Below are 20442 nucleotides of genomic sequence, written 5' to 3'. Positions count from 1 at the left end.
CCCGGCCGATCGGGTCGATGCCGGGGGTCATGCACCACTCGCTGGACAGCGTCCGCGGAGCGGTGACGGAGGCGGCCGAGGCGGGGATCGGCGGGGTGATGCTGTTCGGCGTGCCCACCACGCGCGACGCGGTCGGCTCCGGTGCGACCGACCCCGACGGCGTGCTCAACGCCGCGACGCGGGTCGTCGTGGGGGAGGTCGGCGACGCGCTGGTCGTGCAGACCGACCTGTGCCTGGACGAGTTCACCGACCACGGCCACTGCGGCGTCCTCGACGACCGCGGGCGCGTCGACAACGACGCCACGCTCCTCCGCTACGAGGAGATGGCGCTCGCCCAGGCCGAGGCCGGCTCCCACCTGCTCGGGCTCTCGGGGATGATGGACGGCCAGGTCGGAGCGATCCGCGCCGCTCTCGACGGTGCCGGGCACCTGGACACCGCGATCCTCGCGTACTCGGCGAAGTACGCCTCCAGCTTCTACGGTCCGTTCCGCGAGGCCGTGCAGTCCACGCTCGAGGGCGATCGCCGCACCTACCAGCAGGACCCGGCGAACCGCCGCGAGGGCCTGCGCGAGGCGACCCTCGACCTCGCCGAGGGCGCCGACGTGGTGATGGTGAAGCCGGCCATGAGCTACCTCGACGTGCTCTCGGACGTCGCCTCCGTCTCGGACGTGCCGGTCTGGGCGTACCAGGTGTCGGGGGAGTACGCGATGATCGAGGCCGCCGCCGCGAACGGCTGGATCTCGCGCGAGCCCGCGATCCTGGAGTCGGTCACGGGGATCCTCCGCGCGGGGGCCGACGCGGTTCTCACGTACTGGGCCGTCGAGATCGCTCGCGACCTGCTGAAGTAGCCGCTCCTCCTCCCGGGAGCGAGCCTCGGCATCTCGTCAGAAAGCGCTCCTCCGGCGCGAGGGCGCCGGGCGGCGCGCGTACCCTGGAGGGGTGACCACCTCGGCGAACGACACCCTGTACGAGCGTGCCCGGCACGCGATCCCCGGAGGCGTCAACTCGCCCGTCAGAGCGTTCCGCTCGGTCGGCGGGACCCCGCGCTTCATGGTCTCGGCCGCCGGCCCGTACATCACGGACGCGGACGGGCGCGAGTACGTCGACCTCGTCTGCTCCTGGGGCCCTGCCGTCCTCGGGCACGCGCACCCCGAGGTCGTCGCGGCGGTGCAGGAGGCGGCCGCCCGCGGTCTCTCGTTCGGCGCGTCCACTCCCGCCGAGACCGACCTCGCCGAGCTGGTCGAGGCGCGGATCACGGCCGGGGGAGTCTCGCCGATCGAGAAGCTCCGCCTGGTCTCCACCGGCACCGAGGCGACGATGACGGCGATCCGCCTCGCCCGCGGCGTCACCGGCCGCGACCTGCTGATCAAGTTCTCCGGCCACTACCACGGCCACTCCGACGGGCTGCTCGCCGATGCCGGCTCCGGTCTCGCGACCCTCTCGCTGCCCGCCTCCGCCGGCGTCACGGCCGCGACCGCGGCCCAGACGATCGTGCTGCCGTACAACGACCTCGAGGCGGTGCGCACGGTCCTGGCCGAGCGCGGCGCCGACATCGCGGCGGTCATCACCGAGGCCGCGGCCGCCAACATGGGCGTCGTCGCTCCGGACCCGGGCTTCAACGCGGCCCTCGCCGAGCTCGTGCACGCGAACGGCTCGCTGCTGATCATGGACGAGGTGCTGACCGGCTTCCGCGTGAGCGCCGGCGGCTGGTGGGGGCTCGAGAACCGCGGCGCCGAGGCTCCGTACCGGGCCGACCTCTACACCTTCGGCAAGGTCATCGGCGGAGGGATGCCGGTCGCGGCTCTCGGCGGCCGTGCGGACGTCATGGATCATCTGGCGCCGCTCGGGCCGGTGTACCAGGCGGGCACCCTCTCCGGGAACCCGGTCGCGGTGGCCGCGGGCATCCGGACGCTGCAGCTGGCCGACGACGCGGTCTACGCCTCGCTGGACGCCACGGCGCTGACCCTCCAGCGCGAGGTGTCGGCGGCGCTGACGGTCGAGGGCGTCGCGCACACGGTGCAGACGGCCGGCAGCCTCTTCAGCTTCATGTTCACGGACCTGGGCCGGCCGGTGCGCGACTACGCCGAGGTCCAGGCGCAGGAGTCGTTCCGATACCCGGCGTTCTTCCACGCGATGCTCGACGCGGGCGTCTCGCTGCCGCCGTCGGTGTTCGAGGCCTGGTTCGTCTCGGCCGCGCACGACGACGCGGCGATCGGGCGCATCGTGGACGCGCTGCCGGCGGCGGCGAAGGCCGCGGCGGCCGCTCGGGCGTAGGCTCCTGGGCCACCCGCGGATCAGGCGGGAGGCGCCCGCCGCACTGGAGCGGCGGACGTCCCGCGCGCCCGGCCGCCGGCGTGCGGCGACCGGGCAGGGGCCCTCAGCCCCGGCGCGAGACCGACCTCGGCAGCACGAACACCAGCGCGAAGGCGGCGACCGCCATCAGGGTGCTGAGGAGCATCGCGGGAGCCGCGGCGTCGAGGAAGCCCGAGGCGACCGTGTCCGGACCCGTGATGACGAGGCTCCCGAACAGCACGCTGCCGATGACCGCGATGCCCACGGCCGAGCCGATGCGCTGGATCGCCGAGATCACGCCGCTCGCCGCACCCGCGTCCTGCGGGTCGACGGTCGAGACGATGAACTGCACGTTCGGGGCGATGAAGAAGCCGTTGCCGAGGCCCGCGATCAGCAGCGGCGGCAGGAGCTGCCAGTTGCTGATCGAGTCCGGGGTCGCGGTCAGCAGCACCAGCCAGACCCAGCCGAGCCCGACGGCGAGGAGCCCGCTGCCCATCACCAGGACGTTGCGCCCCAGGCGCGCGGTCATCCGGTTGCTCTGCGAGGAGCTGATGATGCTGCCGATCGCGAAGGGGATCGACACCAGTCCCGACTCGAGCGCGGTGTGGCCGAGGCCCGACTGCCAGAGCAGCGAGATGGTGAAGAAGATGCTCGTGAAGGCCGCGAAGTAGACCAGCGCGAGGATCACGCCTCCGGTGAAGGCCGGGTGGCGGAACAGCGACGGCGGCACCAGGGGAGCGCGGCCGCGGCGGACGTGGAGGACCTCCCAGGCGCCGAACGCGGCGAGGAGCAGGACTCCGCCGGCGATCGAGAGGAAGGTCCACAGCGGCCAGCCCTCGTCCTCGCCCTGGATGAGCGGGACGAGCAGGGCGACCAGGCCGCCGGAGACGAGCACGAGGCCGAGCCAGTCGACGCCTCCGCTCGGGGCGCGGTCGCCGGCCTCGAGGTCGCGGCGGGCGGGGAGGAGGACCGCGGCGGCGATCAGGGTCGCGACGCCGATGGGCAGGTTCACCCAGAAGACCAGGCGCCAGCCGTTCTCGTCGCCGAAGGCCTGGATGATCAGGCCGCCGATGATCGGGCCGAGCGCCGACGAGACGCCGAGGACCGCGCCCATCACCGCGAAGGCCTTGCCGCGCGAGGGACCGCGGAAGAGGAGCTGGATGTAGGCGTTGACCGCCGGGACGAAGACGCCGCCCGCCAGGCCCTGCACGATGCGGGCGATGACGAGCTGGGTGTCGTCCGCGGCCAGTCCGCACGCGAAGCTGGCGACGGTGAAGAGGGCGATGCCGCTGACGAAGACCCACTTGTGCCCGAAGCGGTCGCCGAGGCGGCCGGCGGGGATCAGGGCGAGGCCGAACGCGAGGGCGTAGCCGGAGATGATCCAGGAGAGCGTCGACTCGGAGGCGTCGAGCGTGGTGCGGATGGTGGGCAGCGCCACGTTCACGATGGTCGTGTCGAGCAGGGCGATGAACATGCCCGCGAGCAGGACGATCAGCGAGCGCCAGGCGCGCTTGTCGGGGGCGGGAGGGGCGCCGGTCGATCGGGCGGTCGACGTCTCGGTCATCGCAGGAGTGCCTTTCGAGCAGAGGGGGGAGGGGTGGTCCGTCAGACCTGTTCGAGGGACGCGACCGGATGTGAATGCTCGCAGGAGAAACCGGGTTTCCGCACGCCGGGATCTGTGGGGGCCTTCAGGCGGAGGGTTCGCCGCAGGCTCGCCTCGCGGGGTGTCAGCGGATGCGCGACTCCGCCAGACGGGCGCAGTCGATGCAGAGCTCGGCCGTGGGCCGGGCGGCGAGGCGGGCGGCCCCGATCGGGCGGCCGCACGAGGCGCAGTCCCCGTAGCCGCCGGTGCCGAGGCGGGCGCGAGCGGCGTCGAGCTCGCGCGCCGTGCGGGCGAGAGCGTCGCGGACTCCGGCCATCCGCGACCACTCGGCCGAGAGCGGCGTGCCCTCCGGGTCGTGCTCGTCATCGGCGGTGCCGTCGGCACGGTCGCGCAGGAGCTCGGCCAGCGAGGCCTCGAGCCGGGCCGCCTCGTCGCGCGTCTCGGCCTGCCGCTCGGCCAGCAGCGCGTCGAGGAGGCGCGCCTCGTCCGGATCCATCGGCATCCGACCATGCTGCCACCCACGCGAGCGGCGGGGCATCGTTGTGCGATCCGGCGCTGACCCGGCGGCGGGCGGCGGGGCAGACTAGAGGCATGCCCGTCGTGACCGTGCTCCCCGACCGCCTCGAACTCCGCCTCACCGCGGCCGAGCGACTGCTCGCGTTCCACCGCAGCGACGTCGTCGTCGACCGGTCGAGCATCCGCTCGGCGACGGTCACCGAGGACCCCTGGATCTGGGTCCGGGGCATCCGCGCGCCGGGCACCGCGGTGCCGCTCACGCTCGCAGCCGGCACGTGGAAGTTCCACGGCGGCAAGGACTTCCTGCTGATCAAGCGCACCGCCTCGGCCGTCGTGATCGACCTGGTCGACGAGGACTACTCCCGCCTGATCGTGAGCACCAAGCACGCTCCCGAGCTGATCGCGGCCCTCCAGCTGGGGACGACGACCGCGGCGATCCCCGTGATCGAGACCGACGACCTCGTGATCGTCCCCGAGGTCGCCGAGCAGGCGGAGCGGGCCCAGGCGGCCGCCGCGGAGAAGCGCGCGAAGAAGAAGGCGAAGGCGGCGGAGGCCGCGGCCGTGGCCGCGGAGGCGGCGGGTCCGGCGACGGTGGTCGAGGGCCGGGAGGCGGCGAGCGGCGGGACCGCGGCGACCGCGGCGGCCGCGGCTCCGGAGGCGGACGGCGCCGGGGAGGACGTCGCGGCTCCGACGGAGTCAGCAGCGGGGGCCGCTCCGAAGAGCTCGAAGGCGACGCCGAAGGCCGCTCCGAAGACGAGTGCTCGGACCGCCGCGAGCACGCCGGCCGGGTCCGGGGGTCCCGCGCCCGTGGACGTCATCGGCTCCGAGCCGATCGACTCCGCAGGCCCGGCTAAGCCCGCGGAGCCGAAGCCCGCCGAGCCGAAGTCCGCGGGATCGAAGCCCGCCGAGCCCGCCCCCGCGAAGACGGCTCCGGCCGCGAAGCCCGCGCCGAAGCCCCGGACGCCGGCGAAACCCCGCGCCGCGCGCCCCGACTCCTCCGTCGGTCACGCGTCGGCCGAGCCGAGCGGCGCCACCGAGGCCGCGGAGTAGCGCACCGCCGCACGAGCAGCAGCCACACAGCGCCGGCCGAGGCGCCCCGTCCTCCACGCTCGAGGCGGGTGGACGCCCTCCGCCGACGCCGTGCCCTCAGGCGCGGACGTCCACCAGCGTCCGACCGTGCGAGCGGCCGGCGAGCACGTCCTCGGCCGCGTCGACCGCCCCGTCGAGCGGCACCGTCGTCGTCAGCTCGTCGAGCAGCTCCAGGTCGAGGTCGTGGGCGAGGCGGCGCCAGGCCTCCTCGCGGAGCTTGCGCGGCGCCTCCACCGAGTTGATGCCGGCCAGCGTCACTCCGCGCAGGATGAACGGCATCACGCTCACCGGCAGGTCCGGCCCCTGCGCGAGACCGCACGCCGCCACGGTGCCGCCCCACCGCGTCTGCGCGAGGGCGTTCGCGAGCGTGTGCGAGCCGGCGGAGTCCACCGCTCCCGCCCAGCGCTCGGACTGCAGCGGCTTCCCGCCCTCCTGCAGCTCGGCGCGGTCGATGACGTCGGAGGCGCCGAGGCGCTGGAGCAGAGCGCCGTGCTCGCCGAGCCGGCCCGTCGAGGCGACGACCTCGTGGCCCAGGCGAGCCAGGAGCGCGACGGCGAGCGACCCCACGCCTCCCGAGGCCCCCGTCACCAGGACGGGACCGCTGCCCGGCCGCACGCCGTGCCGCTCGAGCGCCAGCACGGCCAGCATCGCCGTGAAGCCCGCGGTGCCGATCGCTCCAGCCCGTGCCGCCGAGATCGCGCCGGGCAGCCGGAGCAGCGACGCGGAGTCGACACGGGCCCGCTCGGCGAGCCCGCCGTCGTGGCGCTCGCCGAGGCCGGCGCCGTTGAGCACCACCCGGTCGCCGGAGTCGAAGCGCTCGCCCGCCTCGCCGTCCGCGTACTCCACGGTGCCGACCAGGTCGATGCCGGCGACGAGCGGGGTGCGGCGCACGATCCCGGGCCGCCCCGCCAGCGCCAGGGCGTCCTTGTAGTTGACGCTCGAGTACTCGACGGCGATCGACACGTCGCCGTGCGAGCGGTCGGGGTCGTCGCGCTCGAGGAGGCGGGCTCGGTTGGGGGTGTCGGTGTCGGAGTCGGAGTGCCGCTCGACGACGATGGCTCGGTACATGGGCCCACGCTACGCCCGCGGGCCCGCGGCCGGGCGGTCAGTTCAGGGGCCGGGTGCCCTCGGGGAGCGATCCGCCGGAGTAGAGGGCGGAGGCCGCGTCCTGGAGCGCCGTCAGGGCGACGCGCTGCGTCCACGGACCGTAGGAGACGCGGGCCAGCCCGAGCTCCTCGAAGCGGGCGGGGGACTGCGATCCGGGGACGCCGATGACGCTGACGCGCTGCCGCCCGAGGGTGGCGACAAGGGACTCCAGCTCGGCGTCCTGGAGCAGCCCGGGGACGAAGAAGCAGGTGGCGCCGGCGTCGAGGTACGCGCGACCGCGCTCGATCGCGTTTGCCAGGACCTCGCCGCGGTCGCGGTCGCCGGCGCGGAGGAACACGTCCGTGCGGGCGTTGAGCGCGAAGGGCACCGCCTCCTCCTCGGCCGCGGCGACGGCCTTCTCGACCGCTCGCAGCGCCTCCGGGAGCGGCTTCGCCTGGTCCTCGAGGTTCGCGCCCACGACGCCGATCCCGATGGCGCGACGGATCGTCTCGCCCGCGTCGCCGTAGCCCGCCTCGAGGTCGGCCGAGACCGGGACCTCGACGGCGGCGACGATGCGCTCGATCATGCCCAGGTGCAGCTCCAGCGGGATCCGCTCGCCGTCCTCGTAGCCGAACGCCGCGGCGATGGAGTGGCTGGCGGTCGCGAGCGCCCGGGTGTCCGGGAGCGCGGCGACAGTGGTCGCGCTGATCACGTCCCAGACGTTCACCACCTGCAGCAGCTCGGGGGCGGTGTGGAGGTCGACGAGAATGCGCCCGCGCGCTTCGATGCTCATGGCACGAGCGTAGGGCCCGCGTGCGCGGCGCAGGCCGCCGCATCGCAGTCGGCGCAGACCACGAGCTGGGCGCGGCAGGAGAGGTCGGTGCAGTTGCGCATCCGGCTGGTCGGCGCGGCGCACGAGGTGCAGCGGCCGAGCACCTCGGCGTCGGGGGAGAAGGAGACGGAGCCGCGGCCGTCGAAGACGTACAGGGCCCCCTTCCACAGTCCGCGGTCGCGCCGCGCCTCGGCGTAGCGGACGACGCCGCCGTCGAGCTGGTACACCTCGCCGAAGCCGCGCGCCGTCATCAGGCTCGACAGCACCTCGCAGCGGATGCCGCCGGTGCAGTACGTGACCACGGGCCGGCCCTTGAGGTGGTCGTAGACGCCGGCGTCGAGCTGCTCGACGAACTCGCGGGTGCTGGAGACTCCCGGCACGATCGCCCCCTCGAACCGGCCGATCTCGGCTTCGAAGGCGTTGCGGCCGTCGAAGAGCACCACGTCGTCGCGCTCGGCGACGAGGGCGTCCAGCTGGTCCGGGTCGAGCCGCGGCGCCGTCCCGACCACCCCGTCGGCGTCGACCCGCAGCTCGTCGGGCGCGCCGAACGAGACGATCTCGTCGCGCACCTTCACCGAGAGACCGGGGAAGTCGAGGCTGCGGCCAGCGTCGTCGAGCCCGGAGCCGTCGCTCCACTTCACCTCGAGCCCGCGGAAGGCCGAGTGCTCGCGGGTGCGGCGGACGTAGCGCTTCAGGGCGTCCATCCCGCCGCCCAGCGTGCCGTTCACCCCGTGCTCCGAGATCAGCAGGCGCCCGCGCAGGCCCAGCGACTCGCAGAGCTCGCGCTGCCACAGCCGCACGGACTCGGGGTCGGCCAGCGGCACGAAGCGGTAGAACAGCAGGATCTTCGGCAGCACCGGCACATCCTACGAGGACGTCCGGACCTGGTCGCGGCGTGTGGCAGCATCGTCGGGTGCCCGACGCCTCCGCCCCCGTGCCGCACTCCCGCCTCGAGGACGTCTTCGGTCTCGTCACCGGTGCGTTCGTCGTGTCGCTCGGCCTCTACCTGCTGCGCGCGAGCCAGGCGGTCACGGGCGGCACCGCGGGTCTCGCACTGCTGCTGGGGTACCCGCTCGACATCCCGTTCGGCGTGATCCTCGTCACGGTCAACGTGCCGTTCCTCGCCCTCTCGCTGTGGAAGAAGGGCTGGCGCTTCACGCTGCGGACCATGTTCTCGATCGTGCTGGTCTCGGTCCTGGCGGGCCTGCACCCGCTGGCGTTCGGCGAGCTGCGGATCGAGCCCGTCTACGGCGTCCTCACGGGCGACGTGCTCGCGGGGATCGGCCTCCTGATCCTCTTCCGGCACGGGTCGAGCCTGGGCGGATTCAGCATCGTCGCCCTGATCGCGCAGGAGCGGCTCGGCTGGCGGGCGGGCTACGTGATGATGGCGCTCGACGCGTGCGTGGTCGCGGCCGCGCTGCTGGTGGTGCCTCCGCTGAACGTGCTGATCTCGGCGGCAGGAGTGGTGGTGCTCAACCTGGTCCTGGCGTTCAACCACAGGCCCGGGCGCTATCTCGGGTCCTGACCCCCTCCGCAAGCCCTTCGGCGCGCACCGCCGGGTTCCTAGGCTGAGGGCGCGGGCCCCCGCCCGCCCTTCCCGAACGGAGAAACCGGATGTCCGACTGGACCTACGACCCCTACGCCCGCCTCGGCGAGGTGCCGACCTTCGCGATCGAGAGCGACGACATCGCCGACGGTGCGCCCCTGTCCGCCCGCCACTACGGCGAGGGCTCCGGCGGCGAGGACGTCTCGCCGCACCTGCGCTGGTCGGGAGCCCCCGCCGAGACGAAGAGCTTCGCCGTGACGGTGTTCGACCCCGACGCGCCCACCGGCTCCGGCTTCTGGCACTGGGCCGTCTACAACCTCCCGGCCGACACCACGGAGCTCCCGACGGGAGCCGGAGCCGCCGGCTTCGAGCTGCTCCCGGCGGGCGCGCAGACGCTGCCCAACGAGATGCGGCTGCGCCAGTTCGTCGGAGCGGCGCCGCCGGACCGCGAGCACCGCTACTTCTTCGTGGTGCACGCCCTCGACGTCGAGTCGCTCGACCTCGACCCGGAGTCGACGCCGGCGATCCTCGGCTTCAACGCGCACTTCCACACCCTCGCGCGGGCGCAGATCGTCGCCACGGCGACGCCGGACGGCGCGAAGGGCTGACCCGCTCCGCGGGGAGCGCGCGCTACCCGAAGAGGGTGCGCGCCTCCTCGTAGCGGGCGTCCGGGACCGTCTTGAGGGTGCCGAGCGCCTCGGCGAAGTCCACGTGGTAGATGTCGGTGCCGCGCAGGGCGACCATGCGGCCCCAGTGCTCGGCGACGACGGAGTCGATGGCGGCCATGCCCAGGCGGGTCGCGAGGACGCGGTCGAACGCGGTGGGCGTGCCTCCGCGCTGGATGTGGCCGAGCGTCGTGGCGCGGGTCTCGATGCCGGTGCGCTCCTCGATGAGCGGGGCCAGCAGCTCGCCGATGCCGCCGAGGCGGGGCCGGCCGAAGGCGTCGAGGCCGCGCTCGGAGTGGGCGTCGTCCATCGTGTCGAGCGAGAAGCCCTCGGCGACCACGACGAGCGGTGCGCGCCCGCGGTCCTGCGCGCTCTGCACCCACTCGACGATCTGGTCGAGGGAGGTGCGCTTCTCCGGGATGAGGATGACGTGGGCGCCCGCGGCCATGCCGGAGTGCAGGGCGATCCAGCCGACGTGGCGGCCCATGACCTCGGCGACCATGCAGCGGCCGTGCGAGTCGCCGGTGGTGCGGAGGCGGTCCATCGCGTCGGTCGCGATGCCGACGGCGGTGTCGAAGCCGAAGGTGTAGTCGGTGGCGCCGAGGTCGTTGTCGATGGTCTTCGGGACGCCGACGATCTTGAGGCCCGCGTCCGTGAGGCGCTTGGCCGCGGCCAGGGTGCCCTCGCCGCCGATCGCGATGATCGAGTCGATGCCGTTGCGGTCCATCATCTCGGCGATCTTCTCGGGGCCGCCGTTCTCGCCCTCGAAGGGGTTCGTCCGGCTGGTGCCGATGATCGTGCCGCCCTGCTTGGCGATGCCCTGGATCTCGGGGCGGCCCAGCGGCAGGAGGTCGCCGTCGACCACTCCGCGCCAGCCGTTCCGGAAGCCCACGAACTCCTGGTCGTAGACCTTGATGCCCTTGTAGACGGCACCGCGGATGACGGCGTTGAGGCCGGGGCAGTCGCCACCGGAGGTCAGGATCCCGATCTTCACCCGCTCAGGTTAGAGGACCCGGTGAACGGATGTGCACGCGGACGACGACGGGCCCCTCCTCGCCGCCTCGAGGAAGGGCCCGTCGTCGTGCTCGGTGCTGGTGGGACTAGGTCGTGACGAGCTCGCCGTTGACGCCCCGGGGGAAGAATCCGCCGGTGCGCGTCCCGGCCGCGGGGTTCAGGTACACGATGTTGAGGACCTGGCCCGGGGTGCGGCTGAATGCGATGGAGCTGCCGTCGGTCGGGACGATGTTCGCCTCGCCGTTGACCTTGACGCCCTGGTCGAGGTCGGTCTTGCCGTCGAGGCTGTCGCGAGCGTCGGAGAGCTTGTTCGCCGAGTCGGACAGGTCGGCGGCGTAGATCGCCGAGCGGATCGCGCCCGCGTGGTACGCCTCCACCGCGAGGATGCCGGCGGCCGCGTCGAGGTAGGTCTTCGACTGGATGAGCGGGGCGGCGCCCTTGTAGGCGGTCACTCCCACGTCCTCGAAGACGAAGGCGCCGAGCAGGAAGTTCGACTCGCTCGCGAACGGGTCGAACGACTGACCGGCCTTGATCAGCCCCGCCGCAACGGCGGCGGAGTTGAAGCTGTCCTTCAGGTTGATCGCCGGGCGGGCCACCTTCGCGGTGCCCAGCGCGGCCCGCAGGAACTTCACGTGGGCCTTCTCGTCGTTCGCGACCTCGGTGGCGAAGCTCTTCAGCCACGGGGTCTTGAAGTCGACGGGGCGGCCGCCGATGACGCCGCCGGGCGTGCCCTTGCCGGTCACGTCCGAGCCGCCGAGGCCGGTGCCGTAGACGGCGCGGAGGTAGAACTCGGCCTCGAGGTACTCGAGGTTGAGGGCGAAGTTGAGGATCGAGGCGTCGCTGGGGCCGCTGGCAGCGACCTCCTCGGCGGAGGCGGTGGGCGCGGCGAGGGCCGCGGCTCCGATGCCGAGGCCGGCGACGCCGGTGGCCTCGAAGAAGCGGCGACGGTCGAGAGCGGTCTCAGAGCTCTTGACGATCGCGTTGCGGATGAAGGTCGTGTCGAACATGTGCGCATCTCCAGTGATAGGCGGGTGCCGGGCGGCTGGAGCGCCGCCGCGACAGCGCGAAGCTACGCCCGGGATCGACCTGCTGACCAGTGGAAACGGGCGATCGGATCCGCGCATGTGTTCACGCCGTCTGAACCAATCCGCCGGGCGTGTCGCTCCGAACACGTCGTGGATGGGGGTTCTGCGGAGGAGCGTCCGATCCGGTGTCGGAGCCGCCGGTTAGCATCACTGCGTGTCGATCCCCGTCCCCGCTCCCGAGCCCTCCTGGGCGACGGTCTACGCGCCGTCGGAGCCGGTGAGCCTCGCGCTCACCCTCCGCACGCTGCTGCGGGGCTCGGGCGACCCGACCATGCTCCTCGACGCGTCCGGCTTCTGGCGGGCGTTCCGCACGCCGCTCGGCCCGGGCACGCTGCATCTGCGGCAGGCGGCGGACGGCGGGGTCCACGCGCGCGCCTGGGGCGGGGGAGCGGAGTGGCTGATCGACGCGGTCCCCGAGCTCCTCGGCCACGGTGACGACTGGAGCGGGCTCGACCTGTCGGCCCACGCGCCGCTCGCCGAGGTGCTCCGCCGCTCGTCGGGCCTGCGCCTCACGCGCGCGAACCTGGTGTTCGAGATGCTCGCGCCGTCGGTCCTCGAGCAGAAGGTCACGAGCACGGAGGCGTGGCGCGCCTACCGGGTGCTGGTGCGCCTCCACGGGGAGCCCGCCCCGGGGCCGGTCGCTCTGCACGTGGCTCCGAGCGCGCAGCAGTGGCGGCGCGTGCCCTCGTGGGACTGGCACCGCGCGGGAGTGGATCCGCGGCGCTCGCGGACCGTCCTCACCGCCGCGCTCGTCGCCTCCGGCCTCGAGCGGACCCTCGCGCTCGGGCGGGGCGGCGACGAGGTCGCCCGCCGGCTGCAGTCGGTGCCGGGGATCGGGCCGTGGACGGCGTCCGAGGTGATGATGCGCGCCCACGGCGATCCGGACGCGGTCAGCGTGGGCGACTACCACCTGGCCGCGGCCGTCGGCTTCGCGCTCACGGGCCGGCTCGGGGTCGACGACGACGGCATGCTCGAGCTCCTCGAGCCGTGGCGCGGGCACCGGCAGCGGGTCATCCGGCTGATCGGCTGCAGCGGAGCGCGGAAGCCGCGGCACGGCCCGCGGATGACCATTCAGGACCACCGCCGGCACTGATCCGCTCCTCCACAGGGGCGGCTCGCGGGCGAGTCGGCGCGACCACCGCGTCACGCCGCGTCCGGGCGGCGGGTCGGGCTTAGCCTCGGAGGATGCAGCAGTCGACGACCCCAGGTGTGCCCGGCAGCGACCCGGAGCGCGAGCCCGACGACGCGGCCGTGCGGAGCGGGGTCGCCGCGACGGTCGGTGGTCGGACGCCGGAGGGCGGCACGAAGTCGGACGACGAGGTCGAGGTAGGTGAGGCCCGCGACTCCGGGAGCGGGGCCGAGGTCGAGCCGGCGCCGGAGTCCGCATCCGAGGACGTGCCCGAGCCTCGGGACGCGCAGGAGTCCGACGCTGAGGACGAGGCCGTGCGCGAGTCCGAGATCCAGGACGAGGACGAGGTCGTGCGCGACGCTCAGGACGAGGTCGTGCGCGGGCCCGACGCCGCGTCGGAGTCGGAGCTCGCCGCGCCCGCCCCCGCCGAGCCCGAGGTCGACGACCGCCCGATGATCGAGCGCGTCGAGTCCCTGGTCCGCCGCTGGATCGCGCGCAGCGGCGAGTTCCCGGTCGAGCCCGCCGCCCAGCGGCTCGCGGGCGTGCTCCAGGACCCGAACGGACTCGACTTCACCGTCGGGTTCGTCGACGGCGTCGCCCGGCCCGAGGACCTCTCGGTCGCGGCCGAGAACCTCGCGGCGCTCACCGCGAAGACGCCCGCCTTCCTCCCCTCCTACCTGCGCGCCGCGATCAGCACCGGCGGCGCCGTCGGCCCCGTGCTGCCCTGGGTGGTCGTGCCCGCGGCCCGCCGGATCCTCCGCCGCCTCGTCGGGCACCTCGTGGTCGACGCCTCGGAGGCCCGTCTCGGCGCGGCCGTCGCCGCGCTGCGCGAGGGCGGCGACCGGCTCAACCTCAACCTCCTCGGCGAGGCCGTGCTCGGCGAGCGCGAGGCCCGCCGGCGCCTCGAGGGGACCCTCCGCCTGCTCGAGCGGCCGGATGTCGACTACGTCAGCGTCAAGGTCTCGAGCGTCGTCAGCCAGCTGTCGATGTGGGCCTTCGAGGAGGAGGTCGACCGCGTCGTGGAGCGACTCACCCCGCTCTACCAGGCCGCCGCGTCCGGCGCCGACCCCACCTTCATCAACCTCGACATGGAGGAGTACCGCGACCTCGACCTGACGGTCGCCGTGTTCCGGCGCCTCCTCGAGCAGCCGGGCATGCTCGACCTCGAGGCGGGCATCGTCCTGCAGGCCTACCTGCCCGACTCCGTCCGCGTGCTCGACGAGCTGACCGAGTGGGCGCAGGAGCGCCGGGCCCGCGGCGGAGCCCCGATCAAGGTGCGCGTCGTGAAGGGCGCGAACCTCGCGATGGAGCGGGTCGACGCGGCCCTGCACGACTGGCCGCTCGCGACCGTCGGCAGCAAGGTGGAGGCCGACACGAACTACAAGCGCCTGCTCGACCGGGCGCTGCGGCCGGAGCGCGTCGACGCGGTGCGCGTGGGCGTCGCCGGGCACAACCTCTTCGACCTCGCCTGGGCGTGGCTCACGGCGACCGAGCGCGGGGTGACCGGCGCGGTCGAGATCGAGATGCTGCTCGGGATGGCGACCGGGCAGGCGCGCGCCGTCCGCGAGGACGTGGGACGCCTCCTCCTCTACACGCCCGTCGTGCACCCCCACGAGTTCGACGTGGCGATCTCGTACCTCATCCGCCGGCTCGAGGAGAACAGCAGCCCCGAGAACTTCCTCTCGGCCGCGTTCCGCCTCGACGACGAGGAGGTGCTGCAGCGGGAGCTCGGCCGCTTCCGCGCCTCGCTCGAGGCCCTCGACGACTCCGTCCCGCCGCCGAACCGCACGCAGGACCGCCTGCGGGAGTGGTCCTCCGGCTCCGGCCGCCGCCTCGTGCAGGAGCACGCCCGCGCCGGCGAGCGGGCGCAGGACCCTGCCGCCGCGGGCCTGACGCAGGCCGTCCTCGGCCTCAGCCGCGGCTCCGGCGCCGCCGCCGCGACCGCGGGCTTCCACAACGAGCCCGACACCGACCCCGCCCTCCCCGGCAACCGCCGCTGGGCGCGCCTCATCACCGAGCGCATCGCCGGCTCGACCATCGGAGCGGGCACGGCCGACGCCGCGCGCGTGAGCACCGAGGCGGAGCTCCAGGAGGTGCTGCGCACGGTGTCCCGCCGCGCGGAGCGCTGGGGCGAGCGCCTGGGCTACGACCGAGCGGCGGTGCTCGACCGCGCCGGCCTCGTCCTCGCGGCGAACCGCGACCGCCTGATCGAGGTGATGGCCTCCGAGACCGGCAAGACGATCGCCGAGGCCGACCCCGAGGTCTCCGAGGCCATCGACTTCGCCCACTACTACGCCACCCGCGCCCGCGAGCTCGACGCCGTCACCGGGGCCACCTTCGTCCCCGCGCGGGTCACCGTCGTCGCTCCGCCGTGGAACTTCCCGGTCGCCATCCCGGCCGGATCGATCCTCGCGGCGCTCGCCGCCGGCTCCGGAGTCGTGGTGAAGCCGGCGCCCCAGGCCCGCCGCTCGGCGGCTGTGCTCGTCGAGGCGCTCTGGGACGCGGGCGTCCCGCAGGAGCTCCTCGCCCTGGTCGACCTCGACGAGGAGGATCTGGGACGGGCGCTGATCACCGACCCCCTCGTGGACCGCGTGCTGCTCACCGGCTCCTACGAGACCGCCCGCCTCTTCCGCTCCTGGCGGCCCGGCCTCGCACTGCAGGCCGAGACCAGCGGCAAGAACGCGATCATCGTCACTCCCCACGCCGACTACGACCTCGCCGTCGCCGACATCGTCCGCAGCGCCTTCGGGCACGCCGGCCAGAAGTGCTCCGCCGCCTCCCTGGTGATCCTGGTCGGGTCGGTCGCCCGCTCCAAGCGCTTCCGCGCCCAGCTGGTCGACGCCGTCACGTCGCTCCGCGTCGGCCGGCCCGACGATCCGTCGGCGGTGATGGGGCCGCTCATCGAGGAGCCCACCGGCAAGCTCCTGCACGCGCTCACCACGCTGGGCGGAGGCGAGTCGTGGCTCGTCGAGCCGCAGCGCCTCGACGAGAGCGGCACGCTCTGGTCGCCCGGGATCCGCGAGGGCGTCACCGAGGACAGCTACGTCCACCTCACCGAGTTCTTCGGCCCGGTGCTCGGGATCATGCACGCGGCGACCCTCGAGGACGCCGTCCGGATGCAGAACGGCACCGAGTACGGGCTCACGGCCGGGCTCCACTCCCTGCACGCCGACGAGCTCGCCCTCTGGATCGACTCGGTCGAGGCGGGCAACCTCTACGTCAACCGGGGCATCACCGGAGCGATCGTCCGGCGCCAGCCCTTCGGCGGCTGGAAGCGCTCGTCCGTCGGCGGCGGCGCGAAGGCGGGCGGGCCCAACCATCTCATCGGCCTCGGCTCCTGGAAGCCCTCGCCCGCGCGCTCCTCCTCGACGCTGCACCTGCGCGGCCTCGACGACCGCGCGCGTCAGTTCATCGAGGCGGCCCAGTCCTCGCTCCGGTTCGAGCAGTTCGACCTGCTCCGCCGCTCCGCCCTCTCCGACCAGCTCGCCTGGGCGACCGAGTTCGGCGTCGTCACCGACATCTCGAAGGTCGGCGTCGAGCGGAACCTGTTCCGCTACCTCCGCGTGCCGATCGCGCTGCGCCTGGCCGACGGCGGCGACCTCGGAGAGCTCCTCCGCGTCATCGCCGCGGGCCTGCTGACCCGCTCCCGGATGGACATCTCCACGTCCCTCCCGCTCCCGCCGCGGGTCCAGGAGATGCTCGGCGGCGACGAGCTCGCCGAGATGGCGGGCCTCGTCCCGCGCATCGTCGTCGAGACCGACGCCCAGTGGCTCGAGCGCGCCGCGGCCGGCCGCATCACGGCCCCGCGCATCCGCATCATCGGCGACATCGTCTCCGACCGCGTCGACGGTTACGCGGGCCCGCAGGCCCCCGGCAGCCCGACGCACGGACAGCAGGCCGTCGTCCGCCGATCGTCCGACTCGACCGGCTCGTTCACCGACGTCGTCGCCGGCATGACCCGCGGCAGCACAGGCAAGCCGGTCCCGCTCACCCGCGCCGACGGATCCCGCGTCCCCCTCGCGACCGCCCTCGCCGAAGCCCTCGGCGGCGCCCTCGACACCGCCGTCTACGCCGACCCGGTCACCCCCGCCGGCCGCGTCGAACTGCTGCCCTTCCTCCGCGAGCAGGCCATCTCGATCACGAACCACCGCTTCGGCAACCCGATCGATCTGAGCGACGACGTGCTGTAGTCGATTCCACGCCCGTCCCTGACGGGCGTGGCGCGGTCGGCTTCGCGACGGGGTGCGTTCTGAGGGGCGGGGGGCGTTCGGCTACAGCGATCCGCTGGTACGCGGATCGCTGGTTCGCCTCGGGGGCGGTGCTCGCGGGGATGGTGTGGATCGGGCGTGGCGCGGTCGGCTTCTCGACGGGTTGCGTTCTGAGGGGCGGGGTGCGTTCGGCTGCAGCGATCCGCTGGTACGCGGATCGCTGGTTCGCCTCGGGGGCGGTGCTTGCGGGGATGGTGGGATCAGGCTGGCGCGGGTCGGCCTCCCGACGGAGCCCCGGGACGCGGCTCGACGAAGCGCGGAGGGACTTACTTGTCGCGGCAAGTAGTGGGTAGGGTGGGGGGATGAGTGCGCCCGAGACACGCTGGCTGACGCCCGATCAGCTCGACGCCTGGCTGCGCTTCATCGCGGTCGTGGAACTGCTGCCGGGCGCCCTCGACACGCAGCTGCAGCGCGACGCGGGGCTCACGCACTTCGAGTACCTGACGCTGGCGATGCTGTCCGAGGCGCCCGACCGCGCCCTCCGGATGACCACGCTCGCCGCCCGCACCAACGCGACCCTGCCCCGGCTCTCGCACGTGGTGACCCGCCTCGTCGCCCGCGGCTACCTCGAGCGCCGCCCCTGCGCCTCCGACGGCCGCGCCACGAACGCGGTGCTCACCGACGCCGGCCTCCAGAAGATCGTCGACACGGCGCCCGGTCACGTCGCGACCGTTCTGGCCGACGTCATCGATCCGCTCGACGCCGAGCAGATCCCGCAGCTGGCCGACATCATGTCGCGCATGCTCGCCCGGCTCGACCCCGAGGGCAGGATGACGGTCGACGCCGTGCGCTCCTCGCTCGGAGACCCCGACACCCGCTCCTGCTGAGCGCGCCGACCCTCACTCCCGGGGCGGACCGGCCTCGGCCGCGGCCGGATCGGTGTACAGGGACTCCCGGACGTGGCCGTCAGGGTCCTCGAGGCCGCGCGCCCGCATGGAGCCGAGGTCCTGCACCGCGACCGGCTCGGCGCCGCCGGAGGCCGGCCCGTTCCCGTCCACCTCGCCGACCTCCTCCGGCTGCCGACGCTCACCGCGAAGAGGGCCTGCACCTGGGAGCGCGCGTCGATGATCTCCTTCGACCTGGAGGTCGAGAAGGAGGGGTGCGGGAGGAGCATCGCGGACACGTGCTCGGAGGCGACGGAGCAGGCGGCGTCGTCGCTGAACAGAGGATTCAGGGCTGAAAAGGGGATCCAGGGTCCGGCCGAGCGCCGTGGAGAACGCCCTCGAGCGCTCCGGATCCGTGAACGGGAGGTCGACGAGGATCGAGTCGACGGCTCTCCGCGTCAGTACAGCGATCGGCCGCGCGACACGCGGGAATCGGTGCCATCATCGCGACGTGCAGTTCACCACGACGCTCTTCCAGATCGGCAACAACACCGGCATCGAGGTGCCGCCCGAGGTCCTCGAGGCACTCGGCGGCGGCAAGCGTCCCGCCGTCGCGGTGACGGTGAACGGCTACCGCTTCACCAGCACGGTCGGAGCGATGGGCGGACGCGCGCTCATCCCGTTCTCGGCCGAGAAGCGCCGCGAGACGCAGCTCGCCGGCGGTGACGCGATCGACGTCGTGATCGAGCTCGACACCGCGCCGCGCGAGGTCGTCGTGCCGGAGGACCTGGCGTCCGCGCTGGCCTCGGCGGGCGCTGCGGAGCGCTTCGCCGCGCTCTCGCCCAGCGCGCGGAAGGCCCACGTCACGTCGGTCGAGGGCGCGAAGGCCACCGAGACGAGGGCGCGCCGCGTCGCCTCGATCGTCGCGGCGCTCGCCGGCTGACGGGCGCGCCACGGTCCATGACGCGACCTCCCCGCCGGATAGGCTGCCTCCGGCGCCCCACGGCGGAGCGCCCTGGAAGCGGAGTCGGGGGACTTGATGGGTGCGGTTCGGCGTTGGGTGTTCCCGATCGTGTGGATGGTCATCATCGGAGCGGCGAGCATCGCCCTGGTGAAGATCGCGTTCTTCCCGGACGGCGCGGCCGAGGCCGATCCGACGCAGCCGACCGGTGAGATCACCGAGCCGACCGTCACGGTCGCCCGCGGCACGGTCACCAACGACCTCACCCTCCAGGGCACCGTCGCCGCCGACCCCGCCGTGCCGCTGAAGGCGACGGCGGCCGGAACGGTCGACGACGTCTACGTGCAGCAGGGCGCGGCCGTCGCGTCGGGCGATCTCATCTACGACATCCGCGTCGAGACTCCGCGCGACCCGGTCGAGACGACCGGCCCGGACGGCACCGTCACCCTCACCCAGCAGGAGCCCTCCGTGCGCTTCGAGCGGGTCTACGCCGCGACCGGCGGCACCCTCAGCGCCCTCGGCGTCATCCACGACCAGGCCGTCACGGTCGGCGAGGTGACCGGACAGGTCGCGCCGCCGAGCTACGCCGTCACCGGCACGATCGACGCGCAGCAGCTCTACCGCATCCAGAACCGGCCGACGGAGGCGCAGGTCGCGATCACCGGCGGACCCGCGGGCTTCACCTGCACCGACCTCACCATCAGCACCCCTCTCGCCGGAGCCGGCGAGGGCGGCACGACCGGCGGAGCGACGGACGCCGGCGGTGGTGGAACCTCCACCGGCGGCTCCGGCACGAGCTTCACCTGCCAGGTGCCGACGGAGGTCACCGTGTTCCCCGGGCTCGCCGCCTCGGTGACGCTCGCGGGAGGCAAGGCGGAGGACGTCCTCGTCGTGCCGACCACCGCGGTCGAGGGCACCGCCCAGTCCGGAGTCGTGTTCCGCCGGGCGGACGACGGCAGCACCGAGGAGGTCCCGGTGACGCTGGGACTCACCGACGGCAGCTCCGTCGAGATCACCGGCGGAGTGGAGGAGGGCGCCGAGCTCCTGCAGTTCGTGCCGGGCGCGGAGGAGGCTGCTCCCGACGTCCAGCTGGGCGGCGACTGCATCGCGCAGCCCGACGGCTCGGTCTTCTGCTCGTGACGATCCTCCGGCTCGAGGGGATCCGCAAGGTCGTCCCGCTGCCCGATGCACCGCCGCTGACGATCCTCGACGGCGTCGATCTCGAGGTGGGCGAGGGCGACCACGTCTCGGTCGTGGGGCGCAGCGGTTCCGGTAAGTCGACGCTGCTCAACATCCTCGGACTCATCGACGAGCCGACCGAGGGGCGGATGCTGCTCGAGGGTGCTCCCACCGAGACCCTGTCCTCGCGGGCCCGCGCGCGCATCCGCGGCGGCAGCATCGGCTTCATCTTCCAGCAGTTCAACCTGCTGGAGGGGCGGACCGCCCGCGAGAACGTGATGACGCCGCTGCTCTACGCGACCGGATCGGAGTTCTGGCGCCGCCGCGACCTCGCGGCCGAGATGCTGGAGCGC

Annotated in this window: 19 protein-coding genes; 11 read left to right on the top strand and 8 right to left on the bottom strand. The window is 73.6% G+C overall.

The window, feature by feature from the left end; genetic code table 11:
• Both hemB and hemL read left to right on the top strand, forming a co-directional pair.
• Positions 1 to 848 (top strand): porphobilinogen synthase (gene hemB / locus C5C27_RS11455; RefSeq protein WP_104314422.1); only part of this gene is annotated, 848 nt, incomplete at its 5' end.
• Between the two features lie 91 nt (positions 849 to 939).
• Complete coding sequence (hemL, locus tag C5C27_RS11450; RefSeq protein WP_104314419.1) at positions 940 to 2274, top strand: glutamate-1-semialdehyde 2,1-aminomutase; 1335 nt, start codon at positions 940 to 942, stop codon at positions 2272 to 2274.
• 103 nt (positions 2275 to 2377) lie between these two features.
• Here the strand turns inward: hemL and C5C27_RS11445 are convergent, their stop codons facing one another.
• Positions 2378 to 3856, bottom strand: coding sequence for an MFS transporter (locus C5C27_RS11445; RefSeq protein WP_104314418.1), 1479 nt, complete (start codon positions 3854 to 3856; stop codon positions 2378 to 2380).
• 163 nt (positions 3857 to 4019) lie between these two features.
• The gene (locus tag C5C27_RS11440; RefSeq protein WP_258060010.1) at positions 4020 to 4397 is read right to left on the bottom strand and encodes a TraR/DksA family transcriptional regulator; all 378 of its coding nucleotides are present in this window, start codon (positions 4395 to 4397) and stop codon (positions 4020 to 4022) included.
• 89 nt (positions 4398 to 4486) lie between these two features.
• Here C5C27_RS11440 and C5C27_RS18565 point away from each other — a divergent pair, with 89 nt between their 5' ends.
• Positions 4487 to 5461 (top strand): hypothetical protein, encoded by a 975-nt coding sequence (locus C5C27_RS18565; protein ID WP_258066670.1) that lies wholly within the window; start codon positions 4487 to 4489, stop codon positions 5459 to 5461.
• A 96-nt stretch (positions 5462 to 5557) separates the two neighbouring features.
• Here C5C27_RS18565 and C5C27_RS11430 read toward each other — a convergent pair whose 3' ends face one another.
• Genes C5C27_RS11430 through C5C27_RS11420 form a run of 3 tightly spaced genes read right to left on the bottom strand, consistent with a single transcriptional unit; the run spans position 5558 to position 8275 of the window.
• Positions 5558 to 6568, bottom strand: coding sequence for an MDR family oxidoreductase (locus C5C27_RS11430; RefSeq protein ID WP_104237629.1), 1011 nt, complete (start codon positions 6566 to 6568; stop codon positions 5558 to 5560).
• A 37-nt stretch (positions 6569 to 6605) separates the two neighbouring features.
• Complete coding sequence (locus tag C5C27_RS11425) at positions 6606 to 7379, bottom strand: isocitrate lyase/phosphoenolpyruvate mutase family protein (protein WP_104314417.1); 774 nt, start codon at positions 7377 to 7379, stop codon at positions 6606 to 6608.
• On the bottom strand, positions 7376 to 8275 hold the full coding sequence (locus tag C5C27_RS11420) for a rhodanese-related sulfurtransferase (RefSeq protein ID WP_104237631.1): 900 nt from the start codon (positions 8273 to 8275) through the stop codon (positions 7376 to 7378). Before C5C27_RS11420 ends, C5C27_RS11425 begins: the two co-directional genes overlap by 4 nt.
• Before the next feature lie 56 nt (positions 8276 to 8331).
• Here C5C27_RS11420 and C5C27_RS11415 point away from each other — a divergent pair, with 56 nt between their 5' ends.
• On the top strand, positions 8332 to 8943 hold the full coding sequence (locus tag C5C27_RS11415; protein ID WP_244230588.1) for a YitT family protein: 612 nt from the start codon (positions 8332 to 8334) through the stop codon (positions 8941 to 8943).
• Between the two features lie 89 nt (positions 8944 to 9032).
• Entirely contained in the window at positions 9033 to 9572 is a 540-nt protein-coding gene (locus C5C27_RS11410) for a YbhB/YbcL family Raf kinase inhibitor-like protein (protein ID WP_104314416.1), read from the top strand.
• Between the two features lie 22 nt (positions 9573 to 9594).
• On the opposite strand, the gene C5C27_RS11405 is transcribed toward C5C27_RS11410, so the two are convergent.
• Positions 9595 to 10623, bottom strand: a complete 1029-nt coding sequence (locus C5C27_RS11405; RefSeq protein WP_104237632.1) for a 6-phosphofructokinase — start codon at positions 10621 to 10623, stop codon at positions 9595 to 9597.
• Between the two features lie 106 nt (positions 10624 to 10729).
• Positions 10730 to 11650, bottom strand: coding sequence for a ferritin-like domain-containing protein (locus C5C27_RS11400; RefSeq protein ID WP_104237633.1), 921 nt, complete (start codon positions 11648 to 11650; stop codon positions 10730 to 10732).
• 232 nt (positions 11651 to 11882) lie between these two features.
• On the opposite strand from C5C27_RS11400, the gene C5C27_RS11395 reads away from it, so the two are divergent.
• The 3 genes from C5C27_RS11395 to C5C27_RS11385 all read left to right on the top strand — a co-directional run bounded on the left by C5C27_RS11395 (position 11883) and on the right by C5C27_RS11385 (position 17952).
• Positions 11883 to 12821, top strand: coding sequence for a DNA-3-methyladenine glycosylase (locus C5C27_RS11395; RefSeq protein ID WP_258066668.1), 939 nt, complete (start codon positions 11883 to 11885; stop codon positions 12819 to 12821).
• 488 nt (positions 12822 to 13309) lie between these two features.
• A complete protein-coding gene (locus tag C5C27_RS11390) occupies positions 13310 to 17047 on the top strand; it encodes a proline dehydrogenase family protein (RefSeq protein ID WP_104314420.1) in 3738 nt (1245 codons plus the stop codon).
• Between the two features lie 380 nt (positions 17048 to 17427).
• On the top strand, positions 17428 to 17952 hold the full coding sequence (locus C5C27_RS11385) for a MarR family winged helix-turn-helix transcriptional regulator (protein WP_104233099.1): 525 nt from the start codon (positions 17428 to 17430) through the stop codon (positions 17950 to 17952).
• 12 nt (positions 17953 to 17964) lie between these two features.
• Here the strand turns inward: C5C27_RS11385 and C5C27_RS18060 are convergent, their stop codons facing one another.
• On the bottom strand, positions 17965 to 18123 hold the full coding sequence (locus tag C5C27_RS18060; protein WP_181133514.1) for a hypothetical protein: 159 nt from the start codon (positions 18121 to 18123) through the stop codon (positions 17965 to 17967).
• 337 nt (positions 18124 to 18460) lie between these two features.
• On the opposite strand from C5C27_RS18060, the gene C5C27_RS11380 reads away from it, so the two are divergent.
• From C5C27_RS11380 to C5C27_RS11370, 3 genes are all read left to right on the top strand, one after another.
• A complete protein-coding gene (locus tag C5C27_RS11380) occupies positions 18461 to 18892 on the top strand; it encodes a YdeI/OmpD-associated family protein (protein WP_104314415.1) in 432 nt (143 codons plus the stop codon).
• A 135-nt stretch (positions 18893 to 19027) separates the two neighbouring features.
• Positions 19028 to 20050, top strand: coding sequence for an efflux RND transporter periplasmic adaptor subunit (locus C5C27_RS11375; protein ID WP_146079670.1), 1023 nt, complete (start codon positions 19028 to 19030; stop codon positions 20048 to 20050).
• A partial coding sequence (locus C5C27_RS11370) for an ATP-binding cassette domain-containing protein (protein ID WP_146079669.1) occupies positions 20047 to 20442 on the top strand: 396 nt, incomplete at its 3' end. The genes C5C27_RS11375 and C5C27_RS11370, both read left to right, overlap by 4 nt.

Source organism: Rathayibacter sp. AY2B7 (assembly GCF_002931635.1).
In the GTDB taxonomy this organism is placed as follows: Bacteria; Actinomycetota; Actinomycetes; order Actinomycetales; family Microbacteriaceae; genus Rathayibacter.
The sequence above is the reverse complement of the archived record's forward strand: the minus strand, read 5'-3'. Positions and strand labels throughout refer to the sequence as shown.

What these genes read in the sequence shown, in the direction of transcription:
- C5C27_RS11445 (WP_104314418.1), bottom strand. Translation starts at nt 3,856, where the DNA reads ATGACCGAGACGTCGACCGCCCGATCGACCGGCGCCCCTCCCGCCCCC.
- C5C27_RS11440 (WP_258060010.1), bottom strand. Translation starts at nt 4,397, where the DNA reads ATGCCGATGGATCCGGACGAGGCGCGCCTCCTCGACGCGCTGCTGGCC.
- C5C27_RS18565 (WP_258066670.1), top strand. Translation starts at nt 4,487, where the DNA reads ATGCCCGTCGTGACCGTGCTCCCCGACCGCCTCGAACTCCGCCTCACC.
- C5C27_RS11430 (WP_104237629.1), bottom strand. Translation starts at nt 6,568, where the DNA reads ATGTACCGAGCCATCGTCGTCGAGCGGCACTCCGACTCCGACACCGAC.
- C5C27_RS11425 (WP_104314417.1), bottom strand. Translation starts at nt 7,379, where the DNA reads ATGAGCATCGAAGCGCGCGGGCGCATTCTCGTCGACCTCCACACCGCC.
- C5C27_RS11410 (WP_104314416.1), top strand. Translation starts at nt 9,033, where the DNA reads ATGTCCGACTGGACCTACGACCCCTACGCCCGCCTCGGCGAGGTGCCG.
- C5C27_RS11400 (WP_104237633.1), bottom strand. Translation starts at nt 11,650, where the DNA reads ATGTTCGACACGACCTTCATCCGCAACGCGATCGTCAAGAGCTCTGAG.
- C5C27_RS11390 (WP_104314420.1), top strand. Translation starts at nt 13,310, where the DNA reads ATGATCGAGCGCGTCGAGTCCCTGGTCCGCCGCTGGATCGCGCGCAGC.
- C5C27_RS11385 (WP_104233099.1), top strand. Translation starts at nt 17,428, where the DNA reads ATGAGTGCGCCCGAGACACGCTGGCTGACGCCCGATCAGCTCGACGCC.
- C5C27_RS11375 (WP_146079670.1), top strand. Translation starts at nt 19,028, where the DNA reads ATGGTCATCATCGGAGCGGCGAGCATCGCCCTGGTGAAGATCGCGTTC.